Origin of the sequence: Priestia sp. AB, assembly GCF_028369225.1 — a bacterium.
In the GTDB taxonomy this organism is placed as follows: domain Bacteria; phylum Bacillota; class Bacilli; order Bacillales; family Bacillaceae_H; genus Priestia; species Priestia megaterium.
The window spans coordinates 320,058-335,223 of sequence record NZ_JAQMYN010000003.1 but is presented as its reverse complement, the minus strand read 5'-3'; the positions used below and the strand labels follow the sequence as shown (position 1 = coordinate 335,223).

General features: G+C 40.3%; 14 protein-coding genes. 8 read left to right on the top strand and 6 right to left on the bottom strand.

Translation table 11 applies throughout. The annotated features are described in order from the left end of the window. Positions 1–91 precede the first annotated feature (91 nt). A complete protein-coding gene (locus POF52_RS11345) occupies positions 92–1,003 on the top strand; it encodes an EamA family transporter (RefSeq protein WP_025752193.1) in 912 nt (303 codons plus the stop codon). A 36-nt stretch (positions 1,004–1,039) separates the two neighbouring features. Here the strand turns inward: POF52_RS11345 and POF52_RS11340 are convergent, their stop codons facing one another. Then, a complete protein-coding gene (locus POF52_RS11340) occupies positions 1,040–4,144 on the bottom strand; it encodes a glycoside hydrolase family 2 TIM barrel-domain containing protein (protein WP_271992695.1) in 3,105 nt (1,034 codons plus the stop codon). A 129-nt stretch (positions 4,145–4,273) separates the two neighbouring features. Here POF52_RS11340 and POF52_RS11335 point away from each other — a divergent pair, with 129 nt between their 5' ends. From POF52_RS11335 to POF52_RS11320, 4 genes are all read left to right on the top strand, one after another. After that, positions 4,274–5,101: an AraC family transcriptional regulator gene (locus POF52_RS11335; protein ID WP_271992693.1), complete on the top strand. Its 828-nt coding sequence runs from the start codon at positions 4,274–4,276 to the stop codon at positions 5,099–5,101. Between the two features lie 146 nt (positions 5,102–5,247). Continuing rightward, positions 5,248–5,724: a site-2 protease family protein gene (locus tag POF52_RS11330; RefSeq protein ID WP_013082995.1), complete on the top strand. Its 477-nt coding sequence runs from the start codon at positions 5,248–5,250 to the stop codon at positions 5,722–5,724. Positions 5,725–5,882: 158 nt separating this feature from the next. Then, complete coding sequence (locus POF52_RS11325) at positions 5,883–6,365, top strand: GNAT family N-acetyltransferase (RefSeq protein ID WP_176584744.1); 483 nt, start codon at positions 5,883–5,885, stop codon at positions 6,363–6,365. 18 nt (positions 6,366–6,383) lie between these two features. After that, positions 6,384–7,175: an ABC transporter ATP-binding protein gene (locus POF52_RS11320; RefSeq protein ID WP_176584743.1), complete on the top strand. Its 792-nt coding sequence runs from the start codon at positions 6,384–6,386 to the stop codon at positions 7,173–7,175. A 1-nt stretch (position 7,176) separates the two neighbouring features. Here the strand turns inward: POF52_RS11320 and POF52_RS11315 are convergent, their stop codons facing one another. The 3 genes from POF52_RS11315 to POF52_RS11305 form a co-directional block, all read right to left on the bottom strand. Then, entirely contained in the window at positions 7,177–7,371 is a 195-nt protein-coding gene (locus POF52_RS11315) for a hypothetical protein (RefSeq protein WP_176584742.1), read from the bottom strand. Between the two features lie 101 nt (positions 7,372–7,472). Further along, positions 7,473–8,015 carry a GNAT family N-acetyltransferase gene (locus tag POF52_RS11310; RefSeq protein WP_016763968.1) on the bottom strand — a complete coding sequence of 181 codons (543 nt, stop codon included), beginning with the start codon at positions 8,013–8,015 and terminating at the stop codon, positions 7,473–7,475. A 331-nt stretch (positions 8,016–8,346) separates the two neighbouring features. After that, positions 8,347–10,224, bottom strand: coding sequence for a terpene cyclase/mutase family protein (locus POF52_RS11305; RefSeq protein ID WP_016763969.1), 1,878 nt, complete (start codon positions 10,222–10,224; stop codon positions 8,347–8,349). A 142-nt stretch (positions 10,225–10,366) separates the two neighbouring features. Here POF52_RS11305 and POF52_RS11300 point away from each other — a divergent pair, with 142 nt between their 5' ends. The 3 genes from POF52_RS11300 (at position 10,367) to POF52_RS11290 (ending at position 13,313) form a co-directional block, all read left to right on the top strand. Next, positions 10,367–11,407: a C45 family autoproteolytic acyltransferase/hydolase gene (locus tag POF52_RS11300; protein WP_271992685.1), complete on the top strand. Its 1,041-nt coding sequence runs from the start codon at positions 10,367–10,369 to the stop codon at positions 11,405–11,407. An 11-nt stretch (positions 11,408–11,418) separates the two neighbouring features. Then, a complete protein-coding gene (locus POF52_RS11295) occupies positions 11,419–12,921 on the top strand; it encodes an NAD(P)H-hydrate dehydratase (RefSeq protein WP_271992683.1) in 1,503 nt (500 codons plus the stop codon). Between the two features lie 125 nt (positions 12,922–13,046). Next, positions 13,047–13,313 (top strand): hypothetical protein, encoded by a 267-nt coding sequence (locus tag POF52_RS11290; protein ID WP_013083004.1) that lies wholly within the window; start codon positions 13,047–13,049, stop codon positions 13,311–13,313. 39 nt (positions 13,314–13,352) lie between these two features. Here POF52_RS11290 and POF52_RS11285 read toward each other — a convergent pair whose 3' ends face one another. After that, positions 13,353–14,243, bottom strand: a complete 891-nt coding sequence (locus POF52_RS11285) for a PhzF family phenazine biosynthesis isomerase (protein WP_176584738.1) — start codon at positions 14,241–14,243, stop codon at positions 13,353–13,355. 140 nt (positions 14,244–14,383) lie between these two features. Then, the gene (locus POF52_RS11280; RefSeq protein WP_271992682.1) at positions 14,384–15,049 is read right to left on the bottom strand and encodes a hypothetical protein; all 666 of its coding nucleotides are present in this window, start codon (positions 15,047–15,049) and stop codon (positions 14,384–14,386) included. Between the last annotated feature and the right edge of the window lie 117 nt (positions 15,050–15,166).

The window sequence follows — 15,166 nt, the reverse complement described above, 5'->3', positions numbered from 1 at the left end:
GAAGCATATTGCTTCGACTTTTTTTGCTATTGACCGTTAAAGAAGAGCGAGGTAAGTTAAATATATATGAAAAAGAGAGAAGGAATGGCAAGTGGAAGGAGTTCAAACGTCATCTAGAAGAGCATGGGGGCTGCTGCTTGTAATCATTGGTGCCACAATGTGGGGAGTATCTGGCACGGTGGCTCAATATTTATTTCAGCATAAAAGTTTTAACGCAGAGTGGCTGGTCGTCGTTCGTATGTTAGTATCCGGATTGCTGCTTTTGGCAATAGCCTCTAAGCAGCGCAATATTTTTGCAATTTGGAAAACAAAAGAAGAGAGGACTTCGCTGCTTTTGTTTGGTGTAATCGGTATGCTCGGCGTGCAGTATACATATTTTGCAGCTATTGAAGCAGGAAACGCTGCTACAGCTACAGTGCTTCAATATACGTCGCCAATATTTATTATTGGCTATTTAGCTGTGCAAGCAAGAAAGTGGCCGGTGAAAGTAGAAATGATTTCTGTTGTGCTCGTCATAACAGGGACCTTTTTTCTTGCAACAAGCGGGAATTTTAACGAGCTGTCTATTACAGGGTGGGCGTTGTTTTGGGGAATTGGGGCAGCTGTGACGTCTGCTTTTTATACGCTTCAGCCTAAGCGTCTTCTTGCGAAATGGAGCTCAATTGAAGTAGTAGGCTGGGGAATGGTGATAGGCGGCGCAAGTTTTTCATTTATTCACCCGCCGTGGCATATAGCAGGTGAGTGGTCGCTATTGTCGCTGTGTGCGGTGTTATTTGTAATCATCTTCGGAACGCTCATTGCATTTTATTGCTATTTGGAAAGCTTGAAGCATATTAGCGCTTCTGAAGCCATTGTTCTTGCGTCAGCAGAACCTTTATCAGCAGCGGCGCTCTCTGTTCTATGGCTTCATGTGACCTTTGGATGGACGGAGTGGTTAGGTACGATTCTTATTATCGCTACGGTATTTTTACTTTCTCAGCGAAAGCCAGAGGTGACATCATAAGTAAAAAGGACTTTCAAATGAAAGTCCTTTTTGTTTTTATAGAGGTTTTAGCGTAAACGTGTTTGTATATGAGCGGTTAGCGTATAGTGTGTAATCAGGATGTGTTTTAGCTTGCCAGCTATCGTCTCCGCCAACGCCCATTTGCTTGTAGTTAACCCGCACGGTTACTGAATCGCTTGCCGGCAATTTGTGAAAATGATCGTAAGCCTCCAGTTCAAAAGGTGAGTAAGGTAAAGCGTTCAGCTCGACTGTTGGCAAACCTTTTATCAAAAAGCCGCGCCCTTGATCGTTTGTAATAGTGGCCCATCGAACGTCCGTTTTATTTCCGCATTCTTGAGGGCGTAAATACGGTGTAACTTGCTCTTTTACACTGCCTTTATGAAGGGCCAGCTTAGCGCCAGTTTTACGGTCCCAATAATTTTCATGAGGTCCTCTTCCGTACCACGTTAAAGAATCAAAAGCCGCATTCATCGTAAACAGCATGCCGATTTCAGGAATTTCAGGCATTGTCTCAGAAGGTGCTAAAGATTGTTCAATCTTCATTTCACCACCGTTATATAGCGTATACGTTACATAGCAAGAAGCAAGAGAGTTATCTAAAGCTAGTTCAACCGAAATGATAACAAAGTCAACTTGCGGCTGAACGGTCACTTTTTTTACGTGCTGTTCTAAACTTGCTTGACGCCACGTTTGACATCTTTCATGCAGTTTATTTCCGAGGTCATTATCGGTTACTGCACGCCAGAAATTCGGACGGAAACCCGACGCAAGCAGCTCGGTGCGCTCATAGTTGTAAGAAATAAACTGCCCTTTTCGCTTATCAAAAATAGCCGTGAAGTTAGTTCCAGTAACCGTAAGCGTTTGTTCATTTTGGTCAACGGCTAAAGCAGGGTGAGCAGCTTTTACTGAAGGCACAGAGGCTTTTGCAGGCAGTACAAACTGTTCGTACGCCACTTCATATCCAGCTGAAGCCCAGGCTGTATCTTTAGACAATCTGAGAGAAAGAGTTAAAACAAATTCATCAGTTTCATTTTCTTGCTCATAAAGAGGATAAGAAAGCGTCAGTTCGTCTGTACCATCAGGAGCTACATTTAAAAGAGATGCATGCTTTTCAACGAGTTCACCGTTTTTTTCAACAGTCCAAACAAAATCATAGGCGTTCAAGTTTGTAAACAAGTGTTTGTTTTGAACGGCAAACTTTCCTTTTGCAGGGTCGACTGCTGTCCACTTTACGGGCTGATAGCATTTTTTTACTTCTGCAATTTTGGGGCTAGCGGTCCCATCAGCAAAGATTAAGCCGTTTCCGCAGAAGTTACCATCGTTAGGAGTATCACCAAAATCTCCCCCGTAAGCTAAGTAAGAAGTACCGTCTTCTGCTGTTGCTTGAAGAGCTTGATCTTTCCAGTCCCATATAAAACCGCCTTGCAAGATCGGATATTGATCGAACAGCTCCCAGTATTTGTACAGATTTCCGCATGAATTACCCATTGCATGACTGTATTCACATAAGATGTAAGGTTTTTTCGGATTCATTAATGCATAGCGCTCTACATCTGCTGGCTTAACGTACATCGTGCTTTCTATATCTGAAGCATCATAGTCGCGATGATGGAAGATTCCTTCATAATGAACAAGTCTCGTGGAATCTTTTTCTTTAAAAAAGGTATACATATGCTGAAAGTTTTCTCCGCCAAATGATTCGTTTCCAAGCGACCAAATAATGATAGAAGGGTGGTTTTTGTCACGTTCGTACATGGAACGACAGCGATCTAATACGTTTTTTTTCCATTCTGGCTTGCTTCCTGGAACGGCTTTTTGCTCACCTTCTTGTAAATAAGTCCACGTTCCGTGCGTTTCTAAATTGGTTTCATCAATAACGTACAGTCCGTATTCATTACATAGTTCATACCATACTGAATCGTTAGGATAATGGGATGTACGCACCGCGTTAATATTATGCTGCTTCATCAGCAAAATATCGTGAATCATGTCTTCGCGCGTGATGCCTGCCCGGCCTTTTACTGAATCAAATTCGTGGCGATTCACTCCTCGAAGTACAATGCGCTTGCCGTTGATTGTCATGAGGCCATTTTTTAGTTCAAACGTACGGAAGCCAACTTTACAGCTTTCTGTTTCAATAATAGAACCAGCAGCATTCTTTAAGCTGAGTACAAGGGTGTACAAATTAGGGCTTTCTGCGCTCCATTTTGCAGGGCTTTTAATGTGTGTACGCAAGGAGACTGTACGTTGATCGCTCACACTTAAATTTGTTTGCAGCGGAGCTTGTAGTACTTCTTGGCCATTCGCGTCATACAGCATGACTTCAAATGTTAGGTCTTGAGTATCGTGCTCAAAGTAATTTAAAATATCAGCTGAAACGCTAAGTTCACCATCTTCGTAGTTGTTATCAAGCGACGAACGAACGCTAAAGTCATAGATGTGAACCTGTGGAGTAGAGTAAAGATACACATCTCGGAAGATGCCGCTCATTCGCCAAAAATCTTGGTCTTCAAGCCAGCTTGCATCACTCCAGCGATATACTTCTACTGCTATCGTATTTTCACCTTCTTGAAGGTAAGAAGTTATATCAAATTCAGCTGGAGTAAAGCTGTCTTCGCTGTATCCAACAAACTCACCGTTAATCCATACGTAAAAAGCAGATTCGACGCCTTGGAAGCTGATGTACACGGGCTGATCTTTCCATTCTGATTTAGGTGTAAAAGTACGGACGTACTGACCGACAGGGTTATATTTAGTCGGTGCAAAAGGAGGTTCGAGCTCTTCATTTTCAACCCAAGGGTATGTCACGTTTGTATATTGAGGATAGTCATATCCTTGCAGCTGCCAGTGTGAAGGGACTGAAATAGAGTCCCATTTCTCATATGAAAACTCAGGAGCGAAAAAGTTTTTGACGCGGCCATCTGCATTTTCAGCAAAATGAAAATACCAGCTGCCATTTAAGCTTTGATAGTAAACAGAAGATTTTCTATCATTTTTCAAGGCCTCTTCGACCGTTTGATAAGGCATAAGCAAAGCATGTGCTTTTGAACGGTTCAATTGAAAAATTTCAGGGTTGTTATTCCATTCAGGGTATCCGTTTGCAGGTGCTGTATAATGAAATTTCTTGCCGGTTTTTAACATGTCGATCCCTCATTTCTAAAGTACTAGGTTATTAGTTTATATGAAAATGATAACGTTTTCTGAAAACCTTATCAATCTAATTATTTTCATGATAATATAACTATATTCACATAAAAAGGGGGAAGTAATATGGACTGTATGTACTTTCCGGCTCTTTCAGATGAAGATATGAAGCTGCCATTCTATGTTACAAGCGCTGGAAGCTGGAGACACCAAACGCATATTAAGCGTCAGGGAGAGTTTCCTGATTATCAATGGATTCAATGTATAAAAGGAAGAGGCGAACTTCGTGTAAATGACGAGGTTTATATTATAAAAGAAAATGAAGGGATGTTTCTGACGCCGCACGTTCCGCACGAATACTATCCCGTTACGAGCGAATGGCAAGTATGCTGGGTTTCTTTTAACGGAAGTGTGATTGATGATATTATGCTTTCTCTTCAATTTATTAATTCGGGAAAAATCGTCCTTACAAATGCTGAAAGTCTTTACAGGATGCTTCAAGAACTAATGAATCGTTTAGAAGAAAATCATACCTCTAGCACCATGCAGTGCTCTGAACTACTATACAGCGTCATTTTAAAACTTCGCCAAGACAGCGTATATATAGAAAGCAAAAGTCGCCTGCAGCAAATTACTCAGCTAAACCCAGTCCTTCGTTATATCGAGGAATATTATCATCAGCCGTTAACGCTAGGAGTACTGGCGCAGCAGCTCAGCGTAACGGAGCAGTATACGTGTTTGCTTTTTCAACAATCTCTTGGCATCCGGCCGTTTGAATACGTAACGCGCGTGCGGATTCAAAAAGCAAAGAAACTGCTGCTTAAAAACAACCAAATCTCTGTACAAGATATAGCAAGACAAGTAGGGTATGAACATCCAAGCTACTTTATCAAGCGTTTCAAAGAACAGGAAAACGTTACGCCAACTATTTTTCGAAAAATGTATTTTTCATAAGCTACATATATCGGGTTTTATCTAGTTCATAAGACATGATGTATATGCTAGTTATTTCGTATGAGTTTTAAAAAAGAAATTAAATGTAGTTTTAAGTGAAAACGGGGAGGAAAAGTAGAGAGAAGAAACAAAAAGGAGGGATAAAGGTGTTTGGGTTAAATGATCTTCCAAAATTTGTGTGGTCATTCTGTCTTGTATTGCCACTTGTATCATTTGTTCATCAGCTGGGGCATTCCGTCATGGCAATTATTTTCGGAGGGAAGGTCGATTTTACTATTGGGCGAGGGAAAACGATTCTTAAAATGGGGAAGTTTAAAATTAAGTCAGTCTATTTTTTAGACTCGTTTTGTAAATATGAAAATCTTAAGAATGACAGTCGCATTTCTCATGCAGTGGTGTATGCTGGCGGTGTACTGTTTAATTTGCTTACTATTTTTATAATAAATGGATTAATTATGGCTAATATTTTGCCTGAAGATATATTTTGCTATCAATTTGTTTATTTTTCAGTCTATTATGTTATTTTCTCACTGCTGCCAATTCAATATACAGAGACAACTGCAAGTGATGGACGTGCTATATATAACGTATTACGGTACGGGAAAACGTGTGATCCAGATTAAAGGGCTGTGTGTAGCAGCCTTTTTTGGTGCGTTTTTTCTCGTTCATTTAAATAAAAAAAGGAAAACTTTACGAAAAGAAAATAGTAGCGGATAATAAAGATAGTAGATGTTGGAATGTAAGAAAGGAGAGGATTCATACGATTATTGAGACAGAACGAATGACGCTGCGAGCCATGGCCGAAAGCGATGCAGGAAATTTACTGAAAATCTTTGAGGATGCTGAAGCAATGAAGTATTATTCTTCTACTAAAAGCGAACAAGACACACGCCGCTGGATTCAATGGATGAAGCAGCATTATCAAACGTACGGCATTAGCATGTGGATCGCTGAGGATAAGCAGAAAGGAGAGTTTCTAGGGCAGTGTGGCATGGTTCTTCAAAAAGTAGACGGAAAGGTAGATCCAGAACTTGGTTATTTATTTTTACGCAGCCGCTGGGGCAAAGGCTATGCGAGTGAAGCAGCAAAAGCTTGCTTAGATTATGGACTTCATACGCTGAAATTTCAGAAGATTATATCATTAATAGATCCTGACAATTTCCCATCGATTAAAGTGGCTGAAAGAATTGGCATGAAAAAAGAAAAGCAAGTTAACAAATGGGATAAATCGTTATTCTTTTATAGTATATATAATGAAAAATGAGAGTATAGGAGTGTTAGCATGATCAAAATTAAGAACGTTTCGGTAAAACGAGCAGAAAAAGAAATTTTAAAAAACGTGTCGTGGTTAGTGGAAAAAGGGGAACATTGGTGTTTGCTTGGGTTAAATGGTTCCGGAAAAACGACGCTTTTAAATATAATCAACGGATATATCTGGCCTACAAAAGGTCAAGTAGAAGTTCTTTCAAGGAAATTTGGAGAAACAAATCTGTCTGAGCTCAGAAAAGAAATTGGATGGGTAAGCTCTTCGCTTCAACAGCGGTTTCGAGATGACGATACGGTTGTAGAAATGATTTTAAGCGGAAAATTTGCATCTATTGGTTTATATGAACAAGTGGAGCAAAAAGATATGAACCAAGCCATAGAATTAATGCAGCTGCTAAATTGCGCAGATTTACAAAATCAGGCGTACGGAACACTTTCTCAAGGAGAGCGCCAGCGAGTGCTAATTGCCCGAGCTCTTATGGCTTCACCAAAGCTTTTAATACTTGATGAGCCATGTACAGGTCTAGATATAATGGCCCGAGAACAGCTTCTTCAGCTGATTGCAAAAATGGCAGATCAGCCAAAAGCGCCTACGCTTATTTATGTTACTCACCATGTAGAAGAAATTTTGCCTTGCTTTACCCATACGCTTTGTATGCGCCAAGGAGAAGTGTTTTCTTCTGGGAAAACGAAAGACCAGCTCACTGAGCCGCATCTTTCTAAATTTTTTAATCACTCCGTAGAGATTCAGCAGCAGAAGGAACGCACTTGGCTGTCATTAAAAGAACCGGTACCGGTAAAAAGCTGATCTAACGTCGAGAAACCTTCTTGCATACCATGGGAAAAAGGGCGCTGCTTGCAATGGAAATAAGCTCATTGTGAAGATAATGTTTACATGCTACATAAATAGTGGTGCCGCAAATAATATCAATTAGTAAAAAAGCAGCAATGTCATGTTTATCAATGGTTACAAATACAAAAGAAGAGGAATCATAAGCTGTCATCGTTGGCTCCTTTGGTTATATCGTTATGTTACTTTATTCACAAAAGGCTTGGGCTATACGAACTTTTAAAGAAGTACGATGATGACAGCTGGTTCTCTCCTCTAAAGCTGATAATACTCTTGTTCGAGTATACTCATGATAAGATCTGTCTGAAATGCTTCTTCAATAAAAGCGCCTTCACGCTCTATTCCTTCTTTTACAAAACCGCATTTTTCATAACAAGCAATGGCTCTATGGTTGTATTCGAGCACTCGTAAATCGACTCTGTGCAAGTGAAGGTGTTCAAATGCGTACGCAAGTACCAATTTTGTAACTTCAGTGCCGAGCCCTTGATTCCAAACGGAAGAATCAAATAAACCAATTGCATACCGTGCGCGCCGGTCGTACTCGTTAACGGTCAGCCGGGCCTCTCCAACAAAACGCTGCTGATATTCAATGCACCAATTCAGCTTTTGAGACTTTATGTACTCGACGTGCCGCTTGGCATCTTGTAATGTAAGAGGTTTTAAGTTTCGGGTATCGCCTCCGTACATGCGAATAAGTTCTTTTGTTTGTTTGCATGCTAGATAGTCATTTACATCGCTGTCCTTTGGTTTTCTTAGTATCACGTTTTTTCCTTTTAAAAGTGGTGAAACATTATTCATTTGATGCATCCTTTCTTTTCTAACATTTAAAAAGGTATTCCACTTGTTTCTTAAAAAACCTGCTTTTACGTATAAAAAGAAATTGAGACACAACTACGTCCATCGAATCTCAAGACAAACAAATGGGATCAATGTGCTAGTATGGAGTGCTTGTTACACCGCGGTTGATTTCCGTGCAAGAATTGGCTTCCCATTAACTGCTCTACATATATGGAGCAAGTCTACGTTCATCCTACAAATAAAAAAATCCGAACGAGTTGGATTCTCAAGCAAGAATCTCGATTCATCGTTCGGATCTTCCTTCAGCTAAACTCCTTTTGTCCCAGCCTTTTTACGAAGAATGTTTTTTTGCGTAGTGGGCAAGTGCAAGAAGAGGAAAAATATCATTGTAGCTGTGGTACTGAATATAAAATTGTCCAGGAAGACCAATTCCCGTGGGGTAATGAGTTTGCTGCTCTGTAAGATTTGGATTCAGTAAAAATTTAATTCCTTTTTCAACGGATTGATCTTTTAACGGACATATTGTCATTAAAGCATCGAGAGCCCAAGCCGTTTGAGAAGGGGTGCTAAACGATAGTGGCACATATTTTTTTAAAGAAGCGCTATAGCATGATTCTCCGAATCCACCGTCTTCTTGTTGAATGCTTTTGAGCCAGTTGATAGCTTTGATGATACGCGGATCAGAAGCAGAAACCCCTACAGCACGGAGTCCTGTAATAGCGGCCCACGTTCCGTAAATATAGCAAACTCCCCACCGGCCGTACCAGCTCCCGTTATCCAATTGATGATCAAACAGCCATTTTACTGCAGCTTTAATCGAAGGGTGGGATTTATTCATACCAGCAAAGTTTCCGAGACACTCAAGCACTCGACCGGTTAAATCGGCAGTAGCCGGATCCGTCGCTGCATCTTTTGCATTTTCAAGCGGCAGATAAGTAAATAAAATAGAGTCGGTATTTTTTTCAAATGCAGCAAAACCCCCATCTTTGTTTTGCATGGACAGCAGCCAGTTAATCCCTCTTTGCCAAGACTCCAAATAATCTGTATCGGTTTGCGCTCTTCTAGAAAGAGCTCTGATAGCAGCAGACGTATCGTCTAAGTCAGGGTTATTTGTATTAATATCGGAAAACCCCCAGCCTCCAGGTGCTGTATTTGGGTTATGAAACTGCCAATCTCCAAGCTTTGTATGCTGTCTTTTCTTTAAGTAGCGAGTTGTGCCTTTAATCATGGGATCTTGCTGCGGTACACCTGCTTCCTGTAGAGCGTAAGAGAGCAGCGCGGTATCCCAAACGGTTGACGTGGAGTTTTCTACGTGCACGTGGCCGCTGCATGTACTAAGTAGTGAACAAATCCCGTCAATTGCTTTTTGGATCACAAATGAATCTTTTTTATAGCCAAGAGCCAAAAGACCGTAAATCATAAAAAAAGTAGAGGTGGCGTAGCTGTAGAGTGTTCCATCTTTTTCAATTCTTTCTAGCATGTAACGCTCGGCTGCTTGATAACCAAGTTTGTGGATGTAAGAAGGTAAAGAAGCCAGCTGTTTTAAATGGTCGACTAAAAAAATTGAAGCGCGTGATTCTTGAGTAGTTTCCTCCGATTCCTGTTTCTGTTCTCTTACATCTAAATGAGAAAGAGAAGGTGTATGCCTAGAAGTAAGTGAAAATTTTTTGTTTCCTGCTACCATCATCGGAACGAAGTGAATTCTGGCATAAGTGCTTAATTCATAAAAGTTAAGCGGTACATAGGTAGGCACGAGCAAAAGAGAAAGCGGGAGGTAAAATAGCTTTGGCCACTCGTATAAACCGTTAACAGAAAGCATCCATCTTGTGAGAAAATGAGCGCGCGAAATGCCTCCTGAATCTATAATATATCTTTCTGCTTTTCGCAAAATCCGGTCGTTTTTTTGGTAATATCCTGAATATAAAAGAGCTGTATAAGCTTGAATAGTGGCGGATAAGTTATGTTCTTCATCATCAAACAACGTCCAAAGACCATCTTCATTTTGAAGGGAAACAATCCGTTCGGTTAATTGTTTAATCAACACTTCTTTATCTAAATCAAAGGTGCGAAGAAGCATAATTAAAAACGCATCAGGCATAACGCCTGTTTCAAAACAGTAGCGAAATGACCCGTCATTTTTTTGTGTTGGGCGCAGATAGGCGATTCTTCGCTGAATCTCTAGCTGAACTTCCTTTAGCAATATGATCACCTCTTATGATAATGCTTTTCAATCTTTCGACCTGTTTCTTTATAACTGTATTCAAAGGAAGAGAGTTCTATGAGAGGAGAAAGTTGCAAAGAATAGAGCGCTTGCTGCACAATAGAGGTACTGGAAAATTGGAGTGATAGAAGTGAAAGAAATACAGGTAGAAGTCATTCAAGGACGAGGCTCTTACCGAGAGCTTGGTGAAATGCAAGGGAAATTACATAAAGGAACAAAGCTGCTTGAAAATCATCAAAAAAGAAGAAAACGTTCATTACGAAGCTATCAAACGATAGCAAAAGAAGCTCGTCATTATTACGACTTATTTGCTCGGGGACTGTGGGATGAGCTAGTGGGCTTAGCAGAAGGCTTAGATTGGCCTCTTGAAGACGTTATTCATGAGTACAGCGGGTATCAGCAAGAGTGGAAAAAAACGGGATGTTCGGCTCTTATGCAGCACGGCGTGTATGTACGGAACTATGATTATCATCCTAAAACGTACGAAGGTCGATTTTTGCTTTTTCAGCCAAATGAAGGATATGCAAGCGTCGGATTTGGAACAAGAATGATTGGGCGAATGGATGGAATGAATGAAAAAGGACTGGCAATTGGCTATCATTTTGTTAATCGCCGCCGTCAAACAAACGGATTTATTTGCTGTACGCTCGCTCGGTTTATTTTAGAAACATGTGAAACGACAGAAGAGGCTGTTGCTATTTTAGAAAGAGCACCGCATCGTCATGCGTTTAATTATTCCATTTATGACCGCAGTGGACAGGGAGCAGTAGTCGAAGCATCTGGACGAGGCGTTCATGTACAAAGAGGGACGATGATGGGGTGTACGAACCATTTTAATCAGCTGGTCGAAGAAAATCGTCATCATTTGGTAGAGTCAAAGGAAAGGCTCGATCATATTCGAGATCATATTGAAAAAAAGCTATCGCCTCTTGAAGCTTTTTCTTTATTTAATGAAGATGAATACGGTATTTTTAAAGAAGATTACCGGAATTCTGCTGGAACGCTTCATACAGTAGCATATGTACCGGAGACGCTGCAAGTCATTGTGGGGATTGGACGAAAAGCAAAGCCTCTCATTTTCTCGTTTGAAGATTGGGTGAAAGGAGAACAATTAACTATAACGAAAATAAAAGGAACGGTAAATACAGATGAACCATTTCCGTTTCAGTAAGGAGCAGCATAATGAGAATTGTAACGAATCAAGAGATGTATCAAGTGGATGATTATGTGATGAATACAATTGGGATGAGTGAAGAGTCCCTTATGGAAAATGCCGGGCAGGCTGCTGCCAACGCGCTGAGTGAGCGAATCAAAAAACATGAAAACATAGGGCTGCTTATAGGAACGGGAAACAATGGAGGAGACGGCTTTGTTATTGCCCGTGCTTTGAAGTCAAAAGGCTATAAAGTTGACGTCTGGGTAGTTCCTGCACGGGAAAAAATAAAAGGCGCGGCTAAAAAAGCCATGATCATCTATGAAAATGCTGGGTTCACGTGGCAATCGGCTGGAGACAACTTCTCTGTGAAAAAGTATACGGTTCTTATTGATTGTTTATTAGGTATAGGCGTAAAAGGCAGCATCAAATCTCCTTACGATGACATTATAAAAAAAATAAACGATTCTAATGCTTACATATACAGCATCGATGTCCCAAGTGGAGTAATGGAACAGAAGCAAGAGCTTACGGTACGTGCAGATGCTACGATTACGCTTCAGCAGCCGAAAGTCACGGCATTTACATACCCGAGCAAAGAAAGTTACGGTGAATTGATTGTAGTAGATATCGGTATTCCGCCGCTAGCAATTGAAAAAAGTTCATCTCTTAAGGAAGTATGGTCCACTCAGCATATTAAACAATCTTTTCCCATTCGAAACGCTTCGTCTAATAAAGGTACACATGGAAAAGGAATCGTAATAGGAGGTTCGCTTCAAACACCCGGAGCGCCGATGCTAACGTCAAAAGCAGCGCTCACAAGCGGAGCGGGACTTTTAACGCTTGCGCTTCCGAGCGATATTCATGCTATTGCAGCTGCTCACATGCTGGAAGTGATGTATAAACCATGTCCAAGCAAAGATGGATTTTTTGCAGGCGAGATTCCTTTAGAAGAAGGGAAGTATGATGCAATTGCAGTCGGACCAGGGCTTGGGAGAACGAAAGAAACGAAGAAAGTCGTCGAACAAGTGCTTCACCAGCCGGTTTCTGTTGTGGTGGACGCCGATGCTCTTTTTCATCTTCCATATTTAGAAAAAGAAGTAAAAGAAAGAGAACATGCAACGATTTTAACGCCTCATCCGGGAGAAATGGCAAGGCTCGTGGACACAACAATCGCCGAAGTAGAAGCAAATCGATTTTCAATAGCTAGGCAATACGCAGTAGAAAATGGTGTGTACCTTGTATTAAAAGGTCCAAACACGATTGTTACAACACCTGACGGAAAACAATACGTAAATACCACTGGAAATGCGGGACTTGCAAAAGGCGGAACGGGTGACACGTTAACAGGGATCATCCTCGCTTTTATTATGCAGCATGATTCTCTTCAAGAAGCAATCAGCAACGCGGTATATGTTCACGGAAAAGCAGCGGATGTGCTGCTCGATCAGGGGCATACAATGATGGATATATTAGCAAGCGACGTTATTTCTGCACTGCCGGCAGTCTTAGGGCAGCTGAGTGAGAAGTAATTTCTTCTAGATTATTAAAATTTGTTGACAAAATCCTTCAAAAAGTTGTCAAAACTCTTTGTAAATGATAACGTTATTTTACGTAAGATTTTACATAGAAAGAAAGTGATGTTGTGTACTACTCAATGAGACCAAGAGGTATTCATTTAGCTGTGCCTACACTTTTCTTCCTTATCACAGTCGTGTTATTTGCGATGATGCAGTTTGGTTTTTATTTGGATTCCAGCATTCTTCGTAAAATTTGGGTCATCGTTATGGCTTTATTGCCCATTGCTGGACTAATCACGGCTATTAAAGGTAGAAGAGGAAGCGCAAAGCCGTGGTTAATTATAGGGAATGTGATTCTTATTTTAACCGTTACAATAATGAGCGTACAGGCTATTATTTACTAAACAAAAAACGTGTTCGCCAAATAGGCGGACACGTTTTTATTAGGAAAGAGAAACGATTTGCTTGGTTACATAGGCAGCTTCTCCTGCGATTACCACACCATACGTATTCTCTTTTTTTGTAATTTCTACATGAACGAAGCCATCTTTATCTATTTCCTGTCCTTGCTCAATGACAAATTGCCAGCGGCCGTTATCTTGCTGGTCCACATATCTCGCATAATAGGCGCCCATTACGCCTGATGCTGTTCCAGTTACGGCGTCTTCTACTGTACCTGAAAATGGTGAAGAGAAATGTCTTCCGTGCATATGAGCTTCTGAGTGAATCGTTTCAAAACAAAAGGGATGAATAGATGCTTTTGGCATATCCGTTAAAATATGAGGAAAATCTTCTTGATTAGGCTTCATCTTTTTACAGGCATCTAAATTTTTTAAAGGTACAATAAGCGTCCAGTTCCCTGTACTTCCATATACAATAGGAAGTCTTTGATCAAGGTCATCAATATGAAGATTAAGAGCTTTTGCCAGTTTTTCTTTTGAACCTGAAAACGGATGAAACTGCGGAGAAGCTTGACTCATGGTGATAACAGGTTGTCCGTTTCTATTCTGTACAGTCATCGGCAAAATTCCAGCATTTGTTTCCACTGTAAATGTAGTTTTTGGAAGTTTGTTTTTACTGTATAAAGCATAAAGAGAAGCGACGGTCGCATGACCGCACAAATCTGCTTCTTGTCCGGGTGTAAAATATCGAATTCGTAAATCAGCGCGGGAAGACTTCATGATAAAAGCCGTTTCGTTAAACTGTACTTGATAAGCAATCATCTGCATTTCTTCAGCTGAAAAATCATCTCCATTAAACACAATTCCTGCAGGGTTTCCTTTATCAGGGCGCGTACTGAACGCATCGTATTGATAAACAATCGCTTCTTTCATAGAAATTACCTCCATTTTTATATCATTGTATGAAAGCTTTAACCAGTGTTATTAAATGATCGGCTATTAAAATAGTGAAATACCTGAACGTTAGAATAAAAAAACAGCAGTTTTTACCTGCTGCTTTTCACTTCACAAAACTATTTTTGCATCGCGGCATTTATTCCTTCTTTTCTAACTTCTAGCATATGAGTAGCTTTTTTATCAATATCTTTAGCTGTATCGGAAGAAATGACGCCTACGCTGCTTAAGTCATAGGTAAGACTTGTAACAAGCAGTTGCTCTCTTTGTGCTAGTGTGCCGTATGTAAGTGCAGCGGTTTTAGCTTGAATGCCACTCATATTTAATTCATCAGTAGAAGAAGCTGCATCGTTTTTTGCGGCTATTGCTTCTTGATAAAGAGAATCATATCCTCCAAACCCCACTTGGGCAATTAGAAAATTATAAATGTCATCGGCCGATTTTTTAGAAGGCTGGGAAAAAGCTCTTTGAAATTTATTGCGCGGTAAAAAGTTTAGTGCCGCCTGTCTTCCGTCTTCATAAATTTTTTCTTGTATTTCTTTCGTCGCTTTTTCGTCGTTTTTTTTATGCGCTGCATCTAGCTGTTTGCGATATTTTTGAATAATGACTCCGTCCTGCTGATTGTTTCCCTCTTTGAAAGTAGCCGCGGCTTTTGGAACATCTGACGTTGCTAGAGTCTCAGCAGCGTTCTCTGAAGAAGAAAAGCACGTATTTTTGACAAAAATAAGTGCAAAGATCAGCAAAATAAACCATAAAAACCTGAATTTCTTAAACAAAATGTTCACCTCTGTATAATATTTCTAAATTATGTAAAACAACATGGACCAGTATACAACAATTTTAGTGTTTTTTTACACATTTACCCAAAAATAAGAAAATAGTAAGAGGTGGTTTTATTAATC

Excerpts from the sequence above, each read along its gene's own strand:
- POF52_RS11335 (WP_271992693.1), top strand. The coding sequence starts at position 4,274 with ATGGACTGTATGTACTTTCCGGCTCTTTCAGATGAAGATATGAAGCTG.
- POF52_RS11295 (WP_271992683.1), top strand. The coding sequence starts at position 11,419 with ATGAGAATTGTAACGAATCAAGAGATGTATCAAGTGGATGATTATGTG.
- POF52_RS11310 (WP_016763968.1), bottom strand. The coding sequence starts at position 8,015 with ATGAATAATGTTTCACCACTTTTAAAAGGAAAAAACGTGATACTAAGA.
- POF52_RS11325 (WP_176584744.1), top strand. The coding sequence starts at position 5,883 with ATGACGCTGCGAGCCATGGCCGAAAGCGATGCAGGAAATTTACTGAAA.
- POF52_RS11290 (WP_013083004.1), top strand. The coding sequence starts at position 13,047 with ATGAGACCAAGAGGTATTCATTTAGCTGTGCCTACACTTTTCTTCCTT.
- POF52_RS11315 (WP_176584742.1), bottom strand. The coding sequence starts at position 7,371 with ATGACAGCTTATGATTCCTCTTCTTTTGTATTTGTAACCATTGATAAA.
- POF52_RS11285 (WP_176584738.1), bottom strand. The coding sequence starts at position 14,243 with ATGAAAGAAGCGATTGTTTATCAATACGATGCGTTCAGTACGCGCCCT.
- POF52_RS11320 (WP_176584743.1), top strand. The coding sequence starts at position 6,384 with ATGATCAAAATTAAGAACGTTTCGGTAAAACGAGCAGAAAAAGAAATT.
- POF52_RS11340 (WP_271992695.1), bottom strand. The coding sequence starts at position 4,144 with ATGTTAAAAACCGGCAAGAAATTTCATTATACAGCACCTGCAAACGGA.